At 37.0% G+C, this 20089-nt stretch carries 19 protein-coding genes and 1 riboswitch; of the genes, 14 read left to right on the top strand and 5 right to left on the bottom strand.

All coding sequences use genetic code 11. From position 1 onward, the window contains the following. The first annotated feature begins 208 nt into the window (after nucleotides 1-208). Genes NST98_RS07295 through NST98_RS07285 form a run of 3 tightly spaced genes read left to right on the top strand, consistent with a single transcriptional unit; the run spans nucleotide 209 to nucleotide 5619 of the window. Nucleotides 209-2593 carry a 3-hydroxyacyl-CoA dehydrogenase/enoyl-CoA hydratase family protein gene (locus NST98_RS07295; RefSeq protein ID WP_340714784.1) on the top strand — a complete coding sequence of 795 codons (2385 nt, stop codon included), beginning with the start codon at nucleotides 209-211 and terminating at the stop codon, nucleotides 2591-2593. A 30-nt stretch (nucleotides 2594-2623) separates the two neighbouring features. Further along, nucleotides 2624-3799, top strand: coding sequence for an acetyl-CoA C-acetyltransferase (locus NST98_RS07290; RefSeq protein ID WP_016838655.1), 1176 nt, complete (start codon nucleotides 2624-2626; stop codon nucleotides 3797-3799). A 38-nt stretch (nucleotides 3800-3837) separates the two neighbouring features. After that, nucleotides 3838-5619 (top strand): acyl-CoA dehydrogenase family protein, encoded by a 1782-nt coding sequence (locus tag NST98_RS07285; protein ID WP_340714783.1) that lies wholly within the window; start codon nucleotides 3838-3840, stop codon nucleotides 5617-5619. Nucleotides 5620-5855: 236 nt separating this feature from the next. Here the strand turns inward: NST98_RS07285 and NST98_RS07280 are convergent, their stop codons facing one another. The 4 genes from NST98_RS07280 to NST98_RS07265 all read right to left on the bottom strand — a co-directional run bounded on the left by NST98_RS07280 (nucleotide 5856) and on the right by NST98_RS07265 (nucleotide 9970). Then, nucleotides 5856-6728: an IS3 family transposase gene (locus NST98_RS07280; RefSeq protein ID WP_096550742.1), complete on the bottom strand. Its 873-nt coding sequence runs from the start codon at nucleotides 6726-6728 to the stop codon at nucleotides 5856-5858. Continuing rightward, the gene (locus NST98_RS07275) at nucleotides 6725-7018 is read right to left on the bottom strand and encodes a helix-turn-helix domain-containing protein (protein WP_172597841.1); all 294 of its coding nucleotides are present in this window, start codon (nucleotides 7016-7018) and stop codon (nucleotides 6725-6727) included. Before NST98_RS07275 ends, NST98_RS07280 begins: the two co-directional genes overlap by 4 nt. Before the next feature lie 535 nt (nucleotides 7019-7553). Beyond that, the gene (locus NST98_RS07270; protein ID WP_340714782.1) at nucleotides 7554-8657 is read right to left on the bottom strand and encodes a hypothetical protein; all 1104 of its coding nucleotides are present in this window, start codon (nucleotides 8655-8657) and stop codon (nucleotides 7554-7556) included. 11 nt (nucleotides 8658-8668) lie between these two features. Next, on the bottom strand, nucleotides 8669-9970 hold the full coding sequence (locus NST98_RS07265; RefSeq protein ID WP_340714781.1) for an SPFH domain-containing protein: 1302 nt from the start codon (nucleotides 9968-9970) through the stop codon (nucleotides 8669-8671). Nucleotides 9971-10161: 191 nt separating this feature from the next. On the opposite strand from NST98_RS07265, the gene NST98_RS07260 reads away from it, so the two are divergent. From NST98_RS07260 to NST98_RS07230, 7 genes are all read left to right on the top strand, one after another. Next, entirely contained in the window at nucleotides 10162-10518 is a 357-nt protein-coding gene (locus NST98_RS07260) for an arsenate reductase family protein (protein WP_340714780.1), read from the top strand. 79 nt (nucleotides 10519-10597) lie between these two features. Beyond that, on the top strand, nucleotides 10598-10978 hold the full coding sequence (gene gcvH, locus NST98_RS07255; protein ID WP_340436428.1) for a glycine cleavage system protein GcvH: 381 nt from the start codon (nucleotides 10598-10600) through the stop codon (nucleotides 10976-10978). A gap of 114 nt (nucleotides 10979-11092) precedes the next feature. After that, on the top strand, nucleotides 11093-11434 hold the full coding sequence (locus tag NST98_RS07250) for a toprim domain-containing protein (protein WP_016838661.1): 342 nt from the start codon (nucleotides 11093-11095) through the stop codon (nucleotides 11432-11434). Between the two features lie 12 nt (nucleotides 11435-11446). Beyond that, nucleotides 11447-11749, top strand: coding sequence for a thioredoxin family protein (locus NST98_RS07245; RefSeq protein WP_340436426.1), 303 nt, complete (start codon nucleotides 11447-11449; stop codon nucleotides 11747-11749). Between the two features lie 62 nt (nucleotides 11750-11811). Continuing rightward, nucleotides 11812-11924, top strand: a riboswitch (SAM riboswitch). Nucleotides 11925-12102: 178 nt separating this feature from the next. After that, nucleotides 12103-13128 (top strand): methionine ABC transporter ATP-binding protein, encoded by a 1026-nt coding sequence (locus NST98_RS07240; RefSeq protein WP_340714779.1) that lies wholly within the window; start codon nucleotides 12103-12105, stop codon nucleotides 13126-13128. Next, nucleotides 13121-13789 carry a methionine ABC transporter permease gene (locus tag NST98_RS07235; RefSeq protein ID WP_340436422.1) on the top strand — a complete coding sequence of 223 codons (669 nt, stop codon included), beginning with the start codon at nucleotides 13121-13123 and terminating at the stop codon, nucleotides 13787-13789. Before NST98_RS07240 ends, NST98_RS07235 begins: the two co-directional genes overlap by 8 nt. A 62-nt stretch (nucleotides 13790-13851) precedes the next feature. Further along, nucleotides 13852-14706, top strand: a complete 855-nt coding sequence (locus NST98_RS07230) for a MetQ/NlpA family ABC transporter substrate-binding protein (RefSeq protein WP_016838665.1) — start codon at nucleotides 13852-13854, stop codon at nucleotides 14704-14706. 145 nt (nucleotides 14707-14851) lie between these two features. On the opposite strand, the gene NST98_RS07225 is transcribed toward NST98_RS07230, so the two are convergent. After that, the gene (locus NST98_RS07225) at nucleotides 14852-15754 is read right to left on the bottom strand and encodes a LysR family transcriptional regulator (protein ID WP_026019096.1); all 903 of its coding nucleotides are present in this window, start codon (nucleotides 15752-15754) and stop codon (nucleotides 14852-14854) included. A 554-nt stretch (nucleotides 15755-16308) separates the two neighbouring features. On the opposite strand from NST98_RS07225, the gene sufC reads away from it, so the two are divergent. Genes sufC through sufU form a run of 4 tightly spaced genes read left to right on the top strand, consistent with a single transcriptional unit; the run spans nucleotide 16309 to nucleotide 20074 of the window. Further along, complete coding sequence (gene sufC / locus NST98_RS07220) at nucleotides 16309-17094, top strand: Fe-S cluster assembly ATPase SufC (protein WP_016838667.1); 786 nt, start codon at nucleotides 16309-16311, stop codon at nucleotides 17092-17094. Nucleotides 17095-17113: 19 nt separating this feature from the next. Next, nucleotides 17114-18418: a Fe-S cluster assembly protein SufD gene (sufD, locus tag NST98_RS07215; protein WP_340714778.1), complete on the top strand. Its 1305-nt coding sequence runs from the start codon at nucleotides 17114-17116 to the stop codon at nucleotides 18416-18418. Then, nucleotides 18418-19644: a cysteine desulfurase gene (locus NST98_RS07210; protein ID WP_340714777.1), complete on the top strand. Its 1227-nt coding sequence runs from the start codon at nucleotides 18418-18420 to the stop codon at nucleotides 19642-19644. The genes sufD and NST98_RS07210 overlap by 1 nt, the downstream gene beginning before the upstream one ends. After that, entirely contained in the window at nucleotides 19631-20074 is a 444-nt protein-coding gene (gene sufU / locus NST98_RS07205) for a Fe-S cluster assembly sulfur transfer protein SufU (protein WP_340714776.1), read from the top strand. Before NST98_RS07210 ends, sufU begins: the two co-directional genes overlap by 14 nt. Nucleotides 20075-20089 lie beyond the last annotated feature (15 nt).

Here is a 20089-nt window from a genome sequence, read left to right as displayed (position 1 = left end):
AGGATTGCGAAATTCTGTAAAATCATCTACACTAAATACAAGAATAGTTGCTTCATGTATTTTTTTTAAACTAGAAATGAATAGCCATTCATTTTCTTGAAAAAAACATCTTCAAATGAGGAATTGAATAAACTATGAATGAACAAAGGGGAAACTTATAGCGAAAATGAATGATTGTTCATTCAAAAGAGTGAAGGGGGAATTGTTTGTGAAGTATAAAATTGAAAAAGTAGCAGTAATTGGATCAGGGGTTATGGGTTCCGGTATTGCAGCTCATTTAGTAAATATCGGTATACCAACATATATGTTGGATATTGTTCCAAAAGAACTAACGAAAGAAGAACAAGAAAAAGGATTGACACTTGAACATCCAACAGTGAGAAACCGCATTGTGAATAATGCTGTACAAAAATTGTTGAAACAAAAACCAGCTCCGCTAACTTCACCAAAAAATTTAGCACTGTTAACAGTTGGGAATTTAGAGGACGATTTAGATAAGTTAAAAGAAGTAGATTGGATTATTGAAGTAGTTGTCGAAAATCTTGATGTGAAGCGAAACTTATTCGAAAAAATAGAACAGGTGCGAAAGCCTGGTGCCATCGTTAGCTCAAACACTTCCGGAATCAGTGTAAATAAGATGGTGGAAGGCAGAACGGAAGAATTCCAAAAACATTTTTTAGGAACGCATTTTTTCAATCCGCCACGCTATCTAAAATTGCTTGAAATTATTCCTACTGAACATACATCGCCAGACGTTGTAACCTTTATGAAAAATTTTGCGGAAGATGTGTTAGGCAAAGGAGTTGTAATAGGTAAGGATACACCAAATTTCGTGGCCAACCGAATTGGTACGTATGGCTTGCATATTACACTCCATGAAATGCTAAAACGAGGATATTCAGTTGGAGAAGTAGATTCAGTAACAGGACCTTTAATTGGCAGACCGAAATCTGCAACTTTCCGGACACTTGATGTGGTAGGGTTGGATACGTTTATTCATGTGGCAAAAACAGTGTATGACCAAACTACTGGTGAAGAACAAAAAGTTTTTGAAGTTCCAGAACTGATTCATAAGTTAGTGGAAAGAGGAGCCCTCGGTGCAAAATCTGGTCAAGGTTTCTATGTGAAGAAAGGAAAAGACATTTACGAAATCGATCCAAACACGCTAGAGTATGTTCCACAAAAGAAATTAAAAGCTCCTTCCATCGAAATGGCAAAACAAACAAAAGGGTTAGATAACAAGTTAAAAACATTAGTATACGCAAATGACCGAGCTGGTGAACTACTGTGGAATATTTTTGCTCCAACATTGATCTATTCTGCAGAATTAAACGGCATTATTGCAGACAACATTGTGGAAATCGACAATGCCATGAAATGGGGATTCGGTTGGAGCCAAGGTCCGTTTGAAATGTGGGATGCAATCGGCGTAGAAAAATCCGTTGCGAAAATGGAAGAAGAAGGTCGCAATGTTCCTGAATTTGTGAAAAAACTATTAGCGAAAGGCTATAAATCATTCTATCAAGAAATAGATGGCCAATTAGCATTCTTTAATGGAGAAGATTATGAAATTATTCCTGTCAATGAAAAAGCAATTGATTTAAAACGTTACAAAAAACAGCACGGCGTTCTTAAATCAAACTCTGGTGCTAGTTTGATTGATATCGGGGACGGCATTTTACTTCTTGAATTCCATTCGAAATCAAATGCCATTGGATTAGACATCATTCAAATGATTAACTATGCAATCGATGAAGTAGAAGCAAATTACAAAGGGCTTGTCATCGGAAACCAAGGAAAGAATTTCTGCGTTGGTGCAAACCTTGGCATGATTTTAATGGAAGCGCAAGATGACAACATATTTGAACTTGATTATGTTGTGCGTGCATTCCAAAAAACGATGCGTCGCATTAAATATTCGAGAAAACCAGTTGTGGCAGCTCCGTTTGGCATGACACTCGGAGGTGGAGCGGAAGTTTGCTTGCCAGCAGCACGCATTCAAGCTTCAGCAGAAACGTATATGGGACTAGTGGAAGTTGGTGTTGGATTAATTCCGGGAGGGGGCGGAAACTTAGCTCTCTATGAAAAGGCATTGGAAGGTCTTCCAAAAGGTGTGGAAATTGATTATCAAGCCGTTGCGAATAAAGTATTTGAAACAATTGCGATGGCGAAAGTGTCCACTTCTGCGGAAGAAGCTCGAGAAAATAACTTCTTAAGCAATCAAGATGGCATTTCCGTAAATCCGGATCATCTTATTTACGATGCGAAGCAAGTAGCACTTTCCTTATATAAATCTGGTTATAAGCCACCAGTGAAAAAGAAAATCAAAGTGGTTGGTGCACCTGGTTATGCAACGATGTTGTTAGGAGCACAGAACATGTACACAGCAGGTTATATTTCAGAACACGATTTAAAAATTGCGAAAAAACTTGCTTATGTACTAGCTGGAGGCCTTGTACCATATGGAACGGAAGTAGATGAAGAATATTTGTTAAATTTAGAACGCCAAGCGTTTTTAGAACTTGTGGCTGACCGTAAATCGCAAGAGCGTATGCAACATATGCTCGTAACTGGTAAGCCGTTGCGCAATTAATTCGGAAAAAGAAACAAAGGGGGATGTAATATGCGTGAAGCAGTTATAGTGTCAGGAGCGAGAACGCCAATTGGTAAAGCAAAAAAAGGGTCACTCGCTCAAATGCGACCAGATGATTTCGGCGCAATCGTAGTAAAAGAAGCCATTCAGCGTGCAGGCTATGAGGGAGAAATAGATGATTTAATTTTAGGATGTGCAATGCCTGAAGCGGAGCAAGGCATGAACGTAGCAAGAAATATTGGAGCATTAGCAGGACTACCAGATACAACTCCTGCGATTACAATTAATCGTTTCTGTTCTTCAGGTTTACAATCCATTGCATATGCAGCTGAAAGAATTATGCTTGGTCATGCGAAGGCTATTGTTGCTGGTGGAGTAGAGTCAATGAGCATGGTGCCAATGATGGGACACGTTGTTCGACCAAATCCAAAATTGGCAGAAGAAGCGCCACAATACTACATGAGCATGGGCCATACGGCGGAAGAAGTTGCAAAACGTTATGGTGTTAGCCGTGAAGATCAAGACGATTTTGCGGTGCGTTCTCACGAATTGGCTTATAAGGCGATTCAAGAAGGAAAATTCAACGATGAGATTGTTCCAATTGATGTTGTACAGCATTACGTTGATGAGAATAACACGTTAAAAGAAAAACGCTTTACATTTTCTATGGATGAAGGGGTACGACCAGATACATCGAAAGAAGTTTTAAGTAAACTGCGTCCAGCATTCAGTATAAATGGAACGGTAACAGCGGGTAATGCTTCACAAACTTCTGACGGGGCTGCAGCACTTCTTGTGATGGATCGAGAAGAAGCTGAAAAGCAGGGATTAAAACCGATGGCAAAATTCTTAAGCTTTGCAGTGGGCGGCGTTCCACCTGAAGTGATGGGAATTGGACCAATTGAAGCAGTACCAAAAGCGTTAAAACTTGCAGGGTTAAAACAAGAGGATATCGACTTATGGGAACTAAATGAAGCATTTGCTTCTCAATCTATTCAAGTTATTCGGCATCTTGGTCTCGATCTCAATAAAGTTAATGTAAATGGCGGTGCGATTGCGTTAGGACACCCGCTTGGAGCGACGGGAGCAATATTGACGTTAAAGCTAATCCATGAATTAAGACGACAAGAAAAGAAATATGGCGTTGTTACGATGTGTATCGGTGGCGGTATGGGAGCTGCTGGCGTGTTGGAAGTTTTATATTAAACAATTTGTTAGCAATAAATCGATAGGGAGGAATTGACATGGTTCAAACAACAGATTTTGTAAAGGGTGGAAGTTTTTTAATTGAAGATGTAGATTTAGAAAAAGTGTTTACACCAGAAGATTTTACTGAAGAACATTTAATGATTGCCAAAACAACGGAAGAGTTTGTAGAAAATGAAGTATTGCCTTTAATAGATAAATTGGAAAATCATGAATTTGAACACTCCGTAAAATTAATGAAACAAGCAGGTGAACTAGGGCTACTTGCTGCAGACATTCCTGAAGAATATGAAGGTCTTGGATTAGATAAAATTACATCAGCTCTTATCGGCGAAAAAATGTCTCGCGCAGGAGGCTTTAGCTTAACGCACGGTGCTCATGTAGGAATTGGATCATTACCGATTGTCCTGTTTGGAAATGACGATCAAAAGAAAAAATATTTACCGAAATTGGCTAGCGGTGAATGGATTGCTGCATACGCATTAACAGAGCCAGGATCCGGTTCCGATGCGTTAGGTGCAAAAACAACTGCGAAATTAAATGAGGCAGGAACTCATTATATTCTTAACGGTGAAAAACAATGGATTACGAACTCAGGCTTTGCAGATGTATTCGTTGTGTATGCGAAGGTAGATGGTGAGCATTTTACAGCATTCATCGTTGAACGTTCATTCCCTGGCGTTTCTGTTGGTGCAGAAGAGAAGAAAATGGGTATTAAATCTTCATCTACTCGTACATTGATTTTAGAAGATGTACCAGTTCCAGTGGAAAATGTATTAGGGGAAATTGGTCGAGGACATGTTGTGGCATTCAACATTTTAAATATCGGTCGTTATAAATTAGGTATTGGTACAGTGGGTGCATCAAAAAGAGCATTGGAGCTAGCAATCCAATATACAAATCAACGCAAACAATTTAACACACCGATTTCTAGCTTCAATTTAACAAAAGAAAAAATTGCGACAATGGCATCTGAACTATATGCTTCTGAATCGTTGAATTACCGTACAGTAGGATATTTCGAAGATCGTTTTAGCAAACTTTCTTCTGAAGAATTAAAAGATGGTAAAGCGGTAGCAAAAGCTGTTGCGGAATATGCAATTGAATGCTCGATTGCAAAAGTTGTTGGTTCTGAAACATTAGATTACATTGCGGATGAAGCAGTACAGCTTCATGGTGGATATGGTTTTATGTCTGAATATGAAGTGGAACGCATTTACCGCGACTCCCGTATCAACCGTATTTTCGAAGGAACAAATGAAATTAACCGTTTAATAGTACCTGGTACATTCATGAAAAAAGCATTGAAAGGAGAACTTCCTTTATTACAAGTTGCTCAAAACTTGCAACAAGAACTTCTCATGCTCATGCCTGAAGAGGTTAGCGATGAGCCATTAGCACAAGAAAAATATCTTGTGAAAAATGCGAAGAAAATCGGTATCTTAGCTGCTGGTGTTGCTGCTCAACGCTTTGGTACAAAGCTTGAACAGGAACAAGAGGTATTGGTAAATATTGCGAATATCGCAAACTTTGTATATGCAATGGAATCAGCAGTATTACGCACTGCAAAAGCAATTGAACGCGACGGACTGGAAAAAGCGAAGCAAAAATTACTATATACTCAAATTTATTGCCAAGAAGCCTTTGCTGAAATTGAAAAAGAGGCAAAAGAAATTGTCATTGCTTCTGTTGAGGGAGATAATGCACGTATAACACTTTCTGCTTTACGTAAATTAACTCGTCACAATCCTTATAATTTAATCATGAAAAAACGTGAAGCTGCTGAACGACTAATTGCAGCAGAAAAATATATCGTGTAATGGTAGAGAGCTGCTCACAAGCGAATCACTTGTGGGCAGCTTTTTTGTCTTTATAGAGTGAAAAATAACTGCACAAGCAAGGGTTGTATCTGCAGAATGGGTTATCTGCACGAGCAAGGGAGCTATCTGCACGAGTAGAGATTGTATCTGCACAAGTGATGGAATTATCCGCACGAGCAAGGGTGCTCATGCTCCTGTCAAGTAGACATTTTTATCCGCCCCGTATTAATCCAAATTTATGCTGCTTTTGTTCTATATTCCATCGGGCTCATTTTTAGTTTAGTTACGATACGTTTGGTGTTATAATAATTAATATAGTTTTCTACTGCTTCGTAAATTTCTCGTACAGTTTCGGGTTGACTAAAACATCCAAGTTCAACCTTCAGATGACTAAAGAAATTTTCAATGCAGGCATTGTCCCAGCAGTTGCCTCTGCGGGACATGGATTGAGTTATCTCCATCTCACGGAGATACTCTTGATAATCGGGATTAGTAAAGTGAGTGCCTTGGTCACTATGGAGAATCGCTCCTTTACTATATCCCCTTTTTTTAAGCATTTCTAAGGCGCGATACACTAATTTCATTTCCAAACTTGTCCCCATTGAATAAGCCACGATTTCCTCATTAAATAAGTCTTTAATGGCACAGAGATATACCCATTTTTGACGTCCTCTTTTCACGCGAATATACGTAATATCAATGGAAAACTTTACTCCTTCTCGAATGGCTTTGAAGTTACGGCTAAGAAGATTGGGAATTTTTCCATGAACACTTGGACGATATCTAAATTTCTTTTGGCGAATTTTGCATACCAATCCATATTTCCTCATTAAACGGGCAATCCGTTTTTCATTGATGACTAACCCATATTGTCTTTCCAATTCAATTTTGATTCGTTTTCTCCCCACAGTACCACGGTGATCGTTAAACACCTTTAGGATATAAGGGATTAACCGTTCATCAATTTGATCACGATGTTTTTCTCCATTTCTCTTTAACCATTTATAATAACCCGCACGGGATACATTGGCGATTTCCGCTAAAATAGAAATCGGATATTGTTCTGCGTAAGCGTGAATAAAGGCAAATTGTTGTTCTTTATCATTCACCCCTTTCTTAGATCTAACAACTTTTTTAAGTATTCGTTCTCCAACTGTAATAGAAGATATTTTTCTTCCAAAGATTTTTCAACAGGCGACTGTTTCTGTTTAGCTACTTTTTCTCTTTTGGTTAAGAGAGCTTCATAGCCTCCTTCTTTCACAATTTTCACCCATTCAGAGACTCTTCTCCGATGAATGTTATATATTTTAGCTACCTCTGTGGAAGAATACCCTTCGAAATATTTTTCAATGACTTGTTTTTTGAATTCAAATGTGTAATATCGATATTTTTTCGCCATTTCCATATCCTCCATTCATGTACGAAGTACGCCACCATTGACACCTACCTGATTGTCCGTAGTGATTGTAGATTGCAGATGATCTCAAAAAATAGCTCCTTGCGCTCACTCCGTTTGTCATTGTACTACGGACAAATCGATTCTAAGTACTTGTTGGCGGGGCCCCGACCCCATCCACCAAGTACTAAGAATCGTGGTAGGTGTCAATGGCATTGCAGCTACGCTGTGGCTTTTTAATAAACCCAATAAATTCCCACATTTTATATTTATTATGCTCATCTTATGGGCGCTTTAATGTGTAAACTTTACAGGTATAATAGCAGGGAGCTATCTGCACAAGTGGAGGAATTATCCGCACGAGCAAGGGAGTTAACTGCACAAGTGATGGATTTATCCGCACAAGCTAGAATGTATCCGTACGAACAAGGGAGCCAACCGCACAAGCAAGAGCGCTATCCGCACAAGATAAAGGGTTATCAAAAAAAAAGAGCGACTTGCAAACATATACATTTTCTCAAGCCACTCTTCATTCTAACTATGAATTCTCCATAAAAAAGACATAACCTAATAGGACAAATAGAAGAAGGATGAAGATTGTGATTGTAACTTTAATAGGAGAGATTGGATATTCTCCACCGACTTTGCCCGTTTGGCCATTCACCATAAATTGATAGACTTTATCTCTGTATCGAAAAGTCGATAGCCACAAAGGCAACATCAAATATTTATATGTAATATCTGAATGGACTGTTGAAAATCGTAAATTTCTAACTACATGGGCGCGATGTTTCCATAAAATATGTTGTGTAATTTGAGATTCTAGATAATGATGGATTTCATTTTTGGCGATTTTCCAGCCTTCATCAAGACCAATACTGTATCGTTCAGCTACAAAACCATGCAAATACTCTTTTTGGTATGGGCGAGCATTTGTTAAATAAAAAGGTTCCACTTTGCTTAAAATATGAGCATCATAGCGAGTAGAAGCGAGAACAAGGTGATTATCAATAAATTCTTGATAAAATCCTTTAGTGCGATACCAATCAGTAACAGTTTGAGGTTTTCCATCTTTATCGTATACCGTTCTTCTTCTACCGTATGTTGCTGTATACTGTGAAGCGGTCTTTGTATCAAAAGTCCAGTAAGGCAAATAGATGCCTGTAAATGCTTCGGCTTTAGCTGATTGTCTAGCCTCATTAGGAGCAAACCATCTCCCTTTTATCCATTTTTGAAAGTTTTCATTTGCTTGTTCCAATGTTAATTGAAATGGAATAATTCCGTTAGGAGCGATAGAATGATCGTCTTTAATTTCCATCACATGATTTGATCCGCAATAAGGACATACGTTGGCTACTTCCAACGCATCATAGACTAATTCAGCAGCGCAGGCATCACAAATCACTATCTTTTTTTCGGCTCCCCAACGGAAGCTACTTCTAGCCTCTGCTTGATGGAAATCTAGCTCATCTATTTCTAAATCAGCCTCTAATTCTGCATTTGGAATCTCTTCTGTATGATGACAATAGGGACAAACTAACTTGCCTGAAGCAGGATGAAACTTGATGGAAGCACCACAGGATGGACACTTCGCATCATACTCATCTACTTCAATGAACTCTTGTTTTTCATTGGTACTCATACCAATCCTCCTTATTTGCGATCGTTTTCATCAATCACATCTCCGCATTCAGGGCAGAATTTCGGTGTAAAGGATGGATCTTTTGGTTGCCATCCACATTTATCGCATGTCAATGCAAAGTTCGCTGGCTTTGGTGAACCGCATTCATAACAAAACTTCCCCTTATTTTCTGTGCCGCATTGACAAATCCAAGTATTTGATGTTGGTCGTTTGTTTCCGCATTCGGTACAGAATTTTCCTTGATTTTGCGCACCACAACTACATTGCCAAACAACATTTTGAGGATTTTGAACGACGGGTTGTTGTTTTTCCCCCATTTCAAATAAATCTTTTGCATTGACACCGCCTACTTGCTGAGCCATTTGCATTCCTGCAAAACCGACAAAGGCTCCCGCTTGATTTTCTGCCGCTTTTCTCATTGCTTCACTTTGAGCGTCAATTATTGTTGCTCCAGCCATAGATGGATTTCTGAACACCGCACTTCTTTGGAGTTGTTTAATCATTTTTTCATCTTCTTCTGAAGCATTGACCGCACTAATACCAAACGAAACGATTTCGATGCCTCGCTTTTTCATCCATTTATCAGATAATACTTCATTTAATGCTTTTGCAATTTCTAACGTATGTTGTGGAAGTTCGCTATAGCGTATCCCCATTGCAGAAATTTTAGCAAAAGCAGGTTGTAATGCTGTTAATAGTTCTGAGCGAAGTTGACCGTCGATTTCAGAACGTTTAAATTCATTTTGAACATTGCCAGAAACGTTCGAATAAAAAAGAATTGGATCCACAATTTTATAAGAATATTCCCCGTGACATCGGATGGAAATATCGATATCTAACCCGATATTTCGATCAATAATCCGGAATGGAATCGGTGTGGGAGTACCATATTTATTACCTGAAATCTCCTTCATGTTAAAAAAGTATACTCGCTGATCTTTTCCAGGCTCTCCACCGAAACTTAAACGCTTTCCAAAAGACTCAAAACTTGCTTTAATTGATTCGTTTAAGTCTCCATAAAAGATGCTTGGTTCTGTAGAAAAGTCATATACGTATTCTCCAGGTTCAGAGCAAAATTCAACTATTTTTCCCTGATCGACAATAATCATGCATTGCCCTTCATTGACTGCTATTATCGAACCGTTGCTAATGATATTGTCGCTTCCTTTACGGTTAAAACTTCTTTTACCGCCTCGTTTTTTTCCTTTGGTTATTAATACATCTGCAGGAATAGAGTCACAGTAAAAATACTCTCTCCATTGGTCAGATAAAACGCCGGCTAATGCACCGACACCCGCTTTTAATAAGCCCATACCATTCCCTCCAATAATCAAAATTTACATATAATTCATTCTACTTTGATTCTCTTATGAATGCATTATTTTTATTGATGTTAAATATCACTAAAATTTATGAAAATTCATACTTGAACACATGATTTCAATCGTGCATGATAAAAATAAGAAAGATTTGAAAAATTATTTAAAAATAAGGAGCCAATGAAATGTCGTTGAAATTTATTCATTATCCTAGATGTACAACTTGTAAAAAGGCGCAAAAATGGTTGGATGATAATGGAATAAAATATGATGCTATTCATATTGTAGAACAAACCCCAACGAAAGAAGAATTAAAATCGTATTGGGAAAAAAGTGGACTACCATTAAAAAAGTTTTTTAACACATCTGGACAAAAGTATAGATCCCTTGGTCTAAAGGATAAACTAGGTTCGATGCCTGAAGAAGAACAACTAGAATTATTAGCTTCAGATGGCATGTTAATTAAACGACCAATTGTTACAGATGGAGAAAAAGTGACTCTTGGGTTTAAAGAAGAAGAGTTTGAACAGACATGGAAGTAATCATCTAAAATAGCTTGTTTTTGAAATTGAAATATGTCAAACTGAAAAAAAGATTACATATCAGATGGAGGGTAAAAGTATGTCAATACCAAAGGAATTACGTTATACGAAGGAACATGAGTGGGTAAAATTAGAAGATGGTAAAGTACGTGTTGGAATAACTGATTTCGCTCAATCTGAACTTGGTGATATCGTATTCGTTGAACTTCCTCAAGTTGGAGACGAAATTCAAATGAATGAACCTTTCGGAAGTGTGGAATCAGTGAAAACGGTTTCTGAATTATATGCACCTATTTCTGGTAAAGTTGTTGAGGTAAATACTGAGCTTGATGATAGCCCAGAATTAGTGAATGAGTCTCCTTACGAAAATGCTTGGATGATTGTTGTTGAACCTGCAGATTCTTCTCAACTTGATGAATTGCTTACTGCAGAACAATACGAAGAAATTATTTCTGAATAATCTGTCTAAAACGCCAGGGAAAGAACTGGCGTTTTTTTAAAATCAAAATATAATATGTAAACAACACTATTCATCGTTTCTTCAGTTCTTATATAATACGTGGGGTGAGTAAAAATGCATTACGAAAAATGTATCATTGTAGAAGGTCGTTCAGATATGTTGAAATTGGCCCCAATTTTAGCGGAAGATGTGAAGATTGTCTGTACAAATGGTACTATAAGTGAAGAGGCGTTACTAGAGCTTATTGAGCCCTATGAAGAATGTCAGCTATATACTTTTTTTGATGCCGATCAATCCGGAGAAAAACTAAGAAAATTAATGAAAAGAATTTATTCGGAGGCTACTCACCTAAATGTTCCAAGAACATATATGGAAGTTGCAAACGCACCACGAAAAGTGTTAGCTCAATTACTGAAAGAAGCGAGATTTTTAGTTCATAAAGAATATTTAGCATAGGAAATGATTGATATGGAAGAATGGACAATAGAGAATTGGGAAGAAAAAGTAAAAGAAAATAATATCACAGCATTTTATTTATATACCCCTATTTGCGGAACATGTAAAATTGCATCAAAAATGATGGAAGTTATTGAAGAACTTCTTCCACACATTCCGATTGGGAAAGGAAATATTAATTTTTTGGAAGAATTTGCATACGAACAACAAATCGAAAGTGTTCCTTGTCTACTTATAACAAAGGACGGAAAAGTGCATGAAAAAGTCTATGCATTTAAATCCGTACAAAACTTATATGAAAAGTTGATTTTATAGTTGACAGATGATAGATTACGTGTTACATTGTTTCCATAATTAAATAACCGAATAGCAAAAAACTCTTATTAAGAGTGGTGGAGGGAAGTGCCCTATGAAACCCGGCAACCATCATATCATTGATATGATAAGGTGCCAAATCACGCAAAGTATTTATTACTTTGAAAGATAAGAGGAAGTTTTACGATATCTAAGTAGGTTGTTCAACTTCCCTTCTACTTATCAAAGTAGAAGGTTTTTTTATTGAAATGAAAGATTATATACATAACACTATAGTCAAAGGGTAATAAAAAGTGTAAAATGCACAATTGTAATATCAATACATATTGCGGTTTATAAAGGAGTACTCAAACATGATTGAAGTAAAAAATGTCACAAAAATCTTTAAAACGAAAAATGGGGAATTAACCGCAGTTGATCATGTAAATTTGTCTATTCAAAAGGGTGAAATTTTCGGAATCATCGGATATAGCGGTGCCGGAAAAAGTACATTGATTCGCCTATTGAATGGACTCGAGAAACCAACGAGCGGTTCTGTCATAGTGAATGGTCTTGAAATTTCTTCAATTAAAGGAAAAGAGTTACGGCTTGCTCGCCAAAAAATCAGCATGATCTTCCAACATTTCAATCTTTTATGGTCAAGAACAGTCGCAGAAAATATTGCTTTTCCTTTAGAAATTGCAGGGGTACCAAAAGAAGAAAGAGAAAAAAGAGTTCACGAATTAATTGAACTTGTAGGTTTAAGTGGAAGAGCGGATGCTTATCCATCCCAGCTTTCCGGTGGACAAAAACAACGGGTTGGTATAGCAAGAGCATTAGCTAACAATCCAGAAGTATTGCTTTGTGATGAAGCCACAAGTGCTCTAGACCCAGAAACAACTGATTCAATTTTGCGATTATTATCAGATATTAATCAGCGTCTTGGGTTGACAATTGTTTTAATTACCCATGAAATGCACGTGATTCGAAAAATTTGCCATCGCGTTGCGGTGATGGAAGCTGGACGTGTCGTTGAACAAGGTGATGTTCTTGAAGTGTTCCAAAATCCTCAAGCTGAAATAACGAAAAATTTTGTGATGCAAGTTTCGGATTCAAGAGAATCAAAAGAATCCATTGAACACATTTTGAAAAATTATCCTTCTGGAAAATTAGTAAAATTAATTTTTGTTGGAAATACAACAGAAAGACCGATTATTTCATATTTAATTAAAGAGTTCCAGCTGGATATCAACATCCTTCACGGCAATATTTCACAAACGGTGAATGGCTCTTATGGAACGTTAATTGTTCAACTTGACGGTGATTTTGAAAATGTCGAGAAGGCTTTGGAAAAACTGAAATCGATGAACATTAAAACGGAGGTGATTACGAATGATTGATGCATTATTTCCGAATGTAGATTGGACAAAAATGTGGGAAGCAACCTATGACACACTCTACATGACAGCTATTTCTACAGCAGTTACCTTCGTTCTCGGCATAATCATAGGTATACTGTTATTCTTAACAAGTCCACACCAACTTTGGGCTAACAAAATTGTTCATTTCTTGACGGGGTCCCTTGTGAATATCTTCCGTTCAATTCCGTTTATTATATTAATTATTTTATTAATTCCGTTTACAAAATTTTTACTCGGAACTATTCGTGGTGTAAATGCGGCTTTACCAGCGTTAATTATCGGTTCAGCGCCGTTTTATGCGCGTTTAGTATTAATCGCTTTACGCGAAGTAGATAAAGGTGTTATTGAAGCAGCAAGATCGATGGGTGCGAATACTTTCACAATTATATGGAAAGTATTAATTCCTGAATCCAAACCTGCGCTCATTTCTGGAATTACTGTCACAGCTGTTGCTCTTGTTGGTTATACAGCGATGGCAGGAATCATAGGTGCAGGAGGTTTAGGGAACTTAGCTTTCTTAGAAGGTTTCCAAAGAAGTAGAGAAGATGTCACGTTAATGGCAACGATTTTAATACTTGTCATTGTATTCGTCATTCAATGGATTGGTGATACGATTACTGCCAAAACGGACAAGCGCTAATTTAGGTGATGGAGGCGATTTGCCTTTCACATAAAATTTAATGGAGAAGGAGTAATGGAAGGATGAAGAAAGTATTATCATTTTTATTCCTATCAGTGCTTGTACTAGTATTAGCTGCATGCGGTACAAGTTCAAATTCTTCAACTGATGAAGGAACAAACGACGATCAACAAGCAACAGAAAAAGTAACATTAAAAGTAGGTGCTTCACACACACCTCACGCAGTAATTTTAGAGAAAGCAAAACCAATCCTTGCTGAAGAAGGAATCGAGTTAGAGATTGTACCATATCAAGATTATGTTTTACCAAATCAAGATTTAAATAATGGCGATCTTGATGCAAACTATTTCCAACACATTCCGTATCTTGAACAAAAAGTTGCTGAAGAAGGTTATGATTTAGTAAATGCTGGTGGAATCCACATTGAGCCAATGGGGATTTACTCTAAAAAATATCAATCTTTAGATGAACTTCCTGATGGTGCAACAATTTTAATTTCAAATTCTATCCCAGATCATGGTCGTATTTTATCACTACTTGAAGCAAATGGCTTAATCACATTAAAAGAAGGTATCGATAAAACAAAAGCAACTTTAGAAGATATTGTTGAAAATCCGAAGAACTTAAAAATCGAAGCAAGCGATGCTCCTGAGATGATGGTTACTTATTATGAAAACAAAGAAGGAGATGCGGTTGTTATTAACTCTAACTTCGCAATCGATGCTGGAATTAACCCAGTGGAAGATTCAATCGCAATTGAAGGTTCAGAATCACCATATGTAAACGTAATTGCTGTACGTTCTGGCGATGAAAATAGAGAAGAAATTAAAAAGTTAGTGGAAGTATTGCGTACAAAAGAAATTCAAGACTTCATTCTTGAAGAATGGGGCGGCTCTGTAGTACCAGTGAGCGAATAATAAAACGAAATAACCTCCTAATCGAAAACGATTGGGAGGTTTTGCATGTTTAAGAGAATTAAATAAGGTGACCTTTGCCTTCTTGATTTTGAGTATGTTGGCCATTACGAAACAGTTCTTTAACAATGAAATTATGTTATATCCTCTATTGAAATTGATTTAATCTGGAGAAGAATGTTTGAACAAATTTGATAAATACTTGTTCTGAAGGAGCTAATTCTCTGTTTGTTGGATAAATAATTCCTACATTGCGGGTGATATTTGGATTATCGATTTTCATTTTGATAGTTAACCGTGGTGTAGAATCGTAGAAAGAACTTTCTGGCAATAATGTTACGCCAATTCCTGCTGCTACAAGCCCCTTTAAAGCATCCATATCTTCTCCCACCGAAGTGGCTATAGGAGAAAAGCCTGCTGATTTGCAAGCATCGACTACGACTTTATGTAAAATATATCCTTCAGGGAAAAGGACAAAGTGATCATGACGTAGTTCATCTAAATGAATTTTATCCCGCTTCGCCAGCCGGTGATTGGCAGGAAGCAATGCACAAATGTTTTCATTGAATAAAATCATTGAATCGATTGTTTCATCTTTCTTTGGTACCGGTCCTAAAAATGCAAGGTTTAATTCACGGTTTTTGACTGCCTCAATTAAATAGCGATAGGATCCTTGGCGTAGATGGAAAGAAACGTCAGGATATTCTTTTTTAAAGGCAGAAATAACTGTTGGGAGGACGTAACTTGCTAAACTAGTAGGGAAGCCAATTTTAATGGACCCCTTTTCAGGATCTAAATATTCTTCCACTTGCTTAACAGCATAATCAATAGCATTCAGAGCGGTAATTGCATGCTCTAAAAAAATTTTACCAATCGGTGTTAGTTTCACGTTTCTCCCTACACGTTCAAAAAGTGCTGTGCCAAGCTCTTCTTCTAGATTGGCAATTTGTCTGCTTACAGCTGATTGGGCAACATGAAGGTGTTCAGCTGCCTCGGAGATATGTTCCCGTTCTGCAACTTCAACAAAATATCGTAATTGACGTAATTCCAGTGTTCTCCCTCCTAATCATCTAAAAAATAGATGGGTTGATAAAAAAATATATACAATTTATATTAATGGAAAATGCCAATAATGTAAACGTTTAGGAAAAGGAACATTGTTGCATAGATTGTATATATCAGTCAAAGTCAAGGGGCATGAAAGGGCAGAAATTTGATTTACTACTACTTTAGAAATTTCTTAAATAACAATTATTTCAAAGGATGAATTTAAGAACTCTGAAAAGAAGCATAGACTGAATGCAATTAAAAAAAATATATCGAAAGATGTTGGTTGATAATAGCTTTCTATTCAAAAAATTCTTTCATTAATAACTGTTCTCAATTACGATTTATTTATTGAAAATAAACATTCCTTCTTTTTACATTGTCTTGATTTGTTGTTAAGAATTTAATGTTCGGAAATTCTAATATTGATGAGGATTTTACTCAATGATGGGAATAAATGATTAAATGTTTTGCATGCTCACTTGTTTTCGGTTAAGATTAGAATGATAATAAATTAGAAATGGTATTACCATTTATAGCAAAAATGGAGGTATATAGATGTCAACATTAGTTATTAAGGATCTTCACGTTTCAATTGAAGGTAAAGAGATTTTAAAAGGTGTAAACTTAACAATTAACACAAATGAAGTACACGCAATCATGGGTCCTAACGGTACAGGTAAATCTACTTTAGCATCTGCTATTATGGGTCACCCAAAATACGAGGTTACTCAAGGAACAATTGAAATAGATGGACAAAACGTATTAGAAATGGAAGTAGACGAGCGTGCTAAAGCAGGTTTATTCTTAGCAATGCAATATCCATCAGAAATCTCCGGAGTAACAAACGCTGACTTCATCCGTTCAGCAATCAACGCACGCCGTGGTGAAGGTAATGAAATTTCCATTATGAAATTTATCCGTGAGCTAGATAAAACGATGGAATTCTTAGAAATGGATCCAGAAATGGCTCAACGTTACTTAAATGAAGGTTTCTCCGGTGGGGAAAAGAAACGCAATGAAATTCTTCAAATGATGATGATTAAACCTACATTTGCTATTTTAGACGAAATTGACTCAGGTCTTGATATCGACGCATTGAAAGTTGTATCTAAAGGCGTTAATGAAATGCGCGGTGAAAACTTCGGTTGCTTAGTGATTACTCACTATCAACGCTTGCTTAACTATATCACTCCAGATTACGTACACGTAATGATGCAAGGTAAAGTGGTGAAATCTGGCGGACCTGAGCTAGCTAAGAAATTAGAAGCTGAAGGTTATGAATGGATTAAACAAGAATTAGGTATCGAAGATACAGATGCAGTAACGGAAAAAGAAGCTTAATTTAGGAGGACGATTATCGATGACGGTTGAAACAAAATTGGCGTTATCAGCTAGTGAAGTCCGCTCGTTCTCTGAGTTAAATAATGAACCGAAATGGTTTACTGATTTACGTGCGGCTGCGATTGAAAAAGCTACTGATTTACCAATGCCTAAACCAGATAAAACAAATATTGAAAAGTGGGATTTTATCAATTTCCCTAAACATACGGTGAAAAGTGAATCTTTCACGATTGAGCAATTGCCTGAAGCAGTAAAAGATTTAATTGACATTGAACAACAAGAAAATCTTTATATTCAAAGAAACAACACACCGGTAGTTATAAAGCTTTCAGAAGAATTAAAAGCACAAGGTGTGATTTTCACAGACTTCTTAACAGCAGTTCGTGAACATGGTGATTTAGTACAAAAATATTTTATGACAACAGCTGTTAAATTAGATGAACATAAATTAACTGCTTACCATGCAGCATTAGTAAACGGCGGCGTATTCTTATATGTTCCACAAAATGTTGTAATTGAAAAGCCGATTCAAGTTGTGTTCCTAAATGATGATGAAGAAGCTTCATTATTTAATCATGTATTAGTGGTTGCAGATAAAAATTCTTCTGTCACTTATGTAGAAAACTACTTATCAACAGTTGACAGTGCAAAAGGACAAGCGAACTTAATTGAAGAAGTTATTGCATTAGACAATGCACAAGTTTCTTTCGGTGCAGTTGATGTGTTAGCAAAAGGCTATACAACATATGTAAATCGCCGTGGACATTTGTATCGTGATGCAAAAATCAACTGGGCATTAGGATTAATGAACAACTCAGATACTATTTCTGAAAATATCACTCACCTTGTTGGTGATGGTTCAAGTGCTGATACAAAAACAGTTGTTGTTGGTACTGGAAGTCAAAAGCAAAACTTTACAACAGAAGTTCGTCACTGGGGTAAAAACTCTGAAGGCTTCATTTTAACTCACGGAGTAATGAAAGATGCTGCTCAATCTGTCTTTAACGGAATTGGTAAAATCGAGCATGGTGCTTCCAAATCAAATGCTCAACAAGAATCCCGTGTACTCATGCTTTCAAGTAAAGCTCGCGGTGATGCAAACCCAATTTTATTAATCGATGAAGATGATGTAATAGCAGGACACGCGGCATCTGTTGGACGAGTTGATCCAACTCAACTGTACTATATGATGAGCCGTGGTATTTCAAAAGAAGAAGCAGAGCGTTTAATCATCCATGGATTCCTTGCACCGGTTGTAAGCTCATTGCCAATTGAAGGAGTTAAGAATCAATTAACGAAGGTTATTGAAGGGAAAGTTCGCTAATGAATGAAATTCGAAAAGATTTTCCTATCTTAAATCAAGAAGTAAACGGTCATCCGCTCGTTTACCTTGACAGCGCTGCAACATCACAAAAACCTGTTCAAGTGTTGGAAGTTGTTCGTAAATATTACGATTTTGATAATTCCAATGTGCATCGTGGTGTTCATACGCTAGGAAACCGTGCAACGGATTCTTATGAAGGGGCGCGCGAGAAAATCCGCAAATTTATTAATGCTAAATCAACAAAAGAAATCATTTATACTCGAGGAACAACAACATCTTTAAACACGGTTGCTAGTGCTTATGGAAGACAAAATGTTCAAGAAGGTGACGAGATTGTCATCACATATATGGAACATCATTCCAATCTAATTCCATGGCAACAACTAGCGAAGGAAAAAAATGCAGTATTAAAGTACATTGATTTAGAAGAAGACGGGACAATCTCTTTAGATACTGTGAAAGAAACGATTACTCCAAAAACAAAGATTGTTGCAATGACGATGACTTCTAATGTGTTAGGTACCATTAACCCGATTAAAGAAGTTGCTAAAATTGCGCATGAAAATGGTGCGGTAATGGTGGTTGACGGAGCCCAGGCAGCACCTCATATGCCAATTGATGTTCAAGATTTAGATTGCGACTTTTTAGCATTTTCTGGCCATAAAATGTGTGGGCCAACAGGTATCGGAGTACTTTACGGTAAACAAGAACTTTTAGAAAACATTGAGCCAATTGAATTTGGCGGTGAAATGATTGACTTCGTTGATTTATATGATTCTACTTGGAAAGAGCTTCCTTGGAAGTTTGAAGGCGGTACACCAAATATCGCTGGGGCGATTGGATTGGGAGCTGCAATTGATTATTTAACGAATATTGGATTAGATAAAATTGCTAATCATGAACATGAATTAATCGAGTATGCTTTATCTGAAATGGATAAAATTGAAGGCCTTCATATTTACGGTCCAAGAGATCCAAAAAAACGTTGCGGTCTTGTTACTTTCAATTTAGATGGCGTGCATCCTCATGACCTTGCCACTGTACTTGATATGAGAGGAATTGCAATTCGTGCAGGACATCATTGTGCTCAACCGTTAATGAAATGGTTGAAAGTTTCTGCAACTGCAAGAGCGAGCTTCTATATTTATAACAATAAGGAAGATGTCGACGCTCTCGTTGAAGGATTGCGCGCAGCGAAGGAGTATTTTAACAATGTCTTTGAATAATTTAGATCAACTTTATCGTGCTGTAATTATGGAGCACTACAAAAAACCTCGCAATAAAGGTTACTTAGATGAAAATAATGTAACAGTAGATATGAATAACCCAACTTGTGGAGACCGCATACATCTTACGTTAAAAATCAATGATGGAATCGTGGAAAATGCCAAATTTGATGGTGAAGGCTGTTCGATTTCCATGTCATCTGCCTCTATGATGACAGAAATCATTAAAGGGAAAAAAGTGGAAGAAGCATTAAAATTAGCTGATATCTTCTCAAAAATGATGCTTGGAGAAGAAATTGATGAAGAAATTTTAGATGAATTAGGAGATATTGCTGCACTACAAGGCGTATCAAAATTTCCAGCTCGCATAAAATGTGCAACTCTTGCTTGGAAAGCGATGGAAAAAGGTGTAAGCAAAGAGATAGAATAACTTTGAACGGAGGAG

Origin of the sequence: Ureibacillus sp. FSL W8-0352 (assembly GCF_038004345.1) — a bacterium.
In the GTDB taxonomy this organism is placed as follows: domain Bacteria; phylum Bacillota; class Bacilli; order Bacillales_A; family Planococcaceae; genus Ureibacillus; species Ureibacillus thermosphaericus.
This window is presented reverse-complemented; position numbering and strand designations above follow the sequence as displayed.

What these genes read in the sequence shown, in the direction of transcription:
- NST98_RS07290 (WP_016838655.1), top strand. Translation starts at nt 2,624, where the DNA reads ATGCGTGAAGCAGTTATAGTGTCAGGAGCGAGAACGCCAATTGGTAAA.
- NST98_RS07285 (WP_340714783.1), top strand. Translation starts at nt 3,838, where the DNA reads ATGGTTCAAACAACAGATTTTGTAAAGGGTGGAAGTTTTTTAATTGAA.
- NST98_RS07275 (WP_172597841.1), bottom strand. Translation starts at nt 7,018, where the DNA reads ATGGCGAAAAAATATCGATATTACACATTTGAATTCAAAAAACAAGTC.
- NST98_RS07270 (WP_340714782.1), bottom strand. Translation starts at nt 8,657, where the DNA reads ATGAGTACCAATGAAAAACAAGAGTTCATTGAAGTAGATGAGTATGAT.
- NST98_RS07265 (WP_340714781.1), bottom strand. Translation starts at nt 9,970, where the DNA reads ATGGGCTTATTAAAAGCGGGTGTCGGTGCATTAGCCGGCGTTTTATCT.
- NST98_RS07260 (WP_340714780.1), top strand. Translation starts at nt 10,162, where the DNA reads ATGTCGTTGAAATTTATTCATTATCCTAGATGTACAACTTGTAAAAAG.
- gcvH (WP_340436428.1), top strand. Translation starts at nt 10,598, where the DNA reads ATGTCAATACCAAAGGAATTACGTTATACGAAGGAACATGAGTGGGTA.
- NST98_RS07250 (WP_016838661.1), top strand. Translation starts at nt 11,093, where the DNA reads ATGCATTACGAAAAATGTATCATTGTAGAAGGTCGTTCAGATATGTTG.
- NST98_RS07245 (WP_340436426.1), top strand. Translation starts at nt 11,447, where the DNA reads ATGGAAGAATGGACAATAGAGAATTGGGAAGAAAAAGTAAAAGAAAAT.
- NST98_RS07240 (WP_340714779.1), top strand. Translation starts at nt 12,103, where the DNA reads ATGATTGAAGTAAAAAATGTCACAAAAATCTTTAAAACGAAAAATGGG.
- NST98_RS07235 (WP_340436422.1), top strand. Translation starts at nt 13,121, where the DNA reads ATGATTGATGCATTATTTCCGAATGTAGATTGGACAAAAATGTGGGAA.
- NST98_RS07230 (WP_016838665.1), top strand. Translation starts at nt 13,852, where the DNA reads ATGAAGAAAGTATTATCATTTTTATTCCTATCAGTGCTTGTACTAGTA.
- sufC (WP_016838667.1), top strand. Translation starts at nt 16,309, where the DNA reads ATGTCAACATTAGTTATTAAGGATCTTCACGTTTCAATTGAAGGTAAA.
- sufD (WP_340714778.1), top strand. Translation starts at nt 17,114, where the DNA reads ATGACGGTTGAAACAAAATTGGCGTTATCAGCTAGTGAAGTCCGCTCG.
- NST98_RS07210 (WP_340714777.1), top strand. Translation starts at nt 18,418, where the DNA reads ATGAATGAAATTCGAAAAGATTTTCCTATCTTAAATCAAGAAGTAAAC.
- sufU (WP_340714776.1), top strand. Translation starts at nt 19,631, where the DNA reads ATGTCTTTGAATAATTTAGATCAACTTTATCGTGCTGTAATTATGGAG.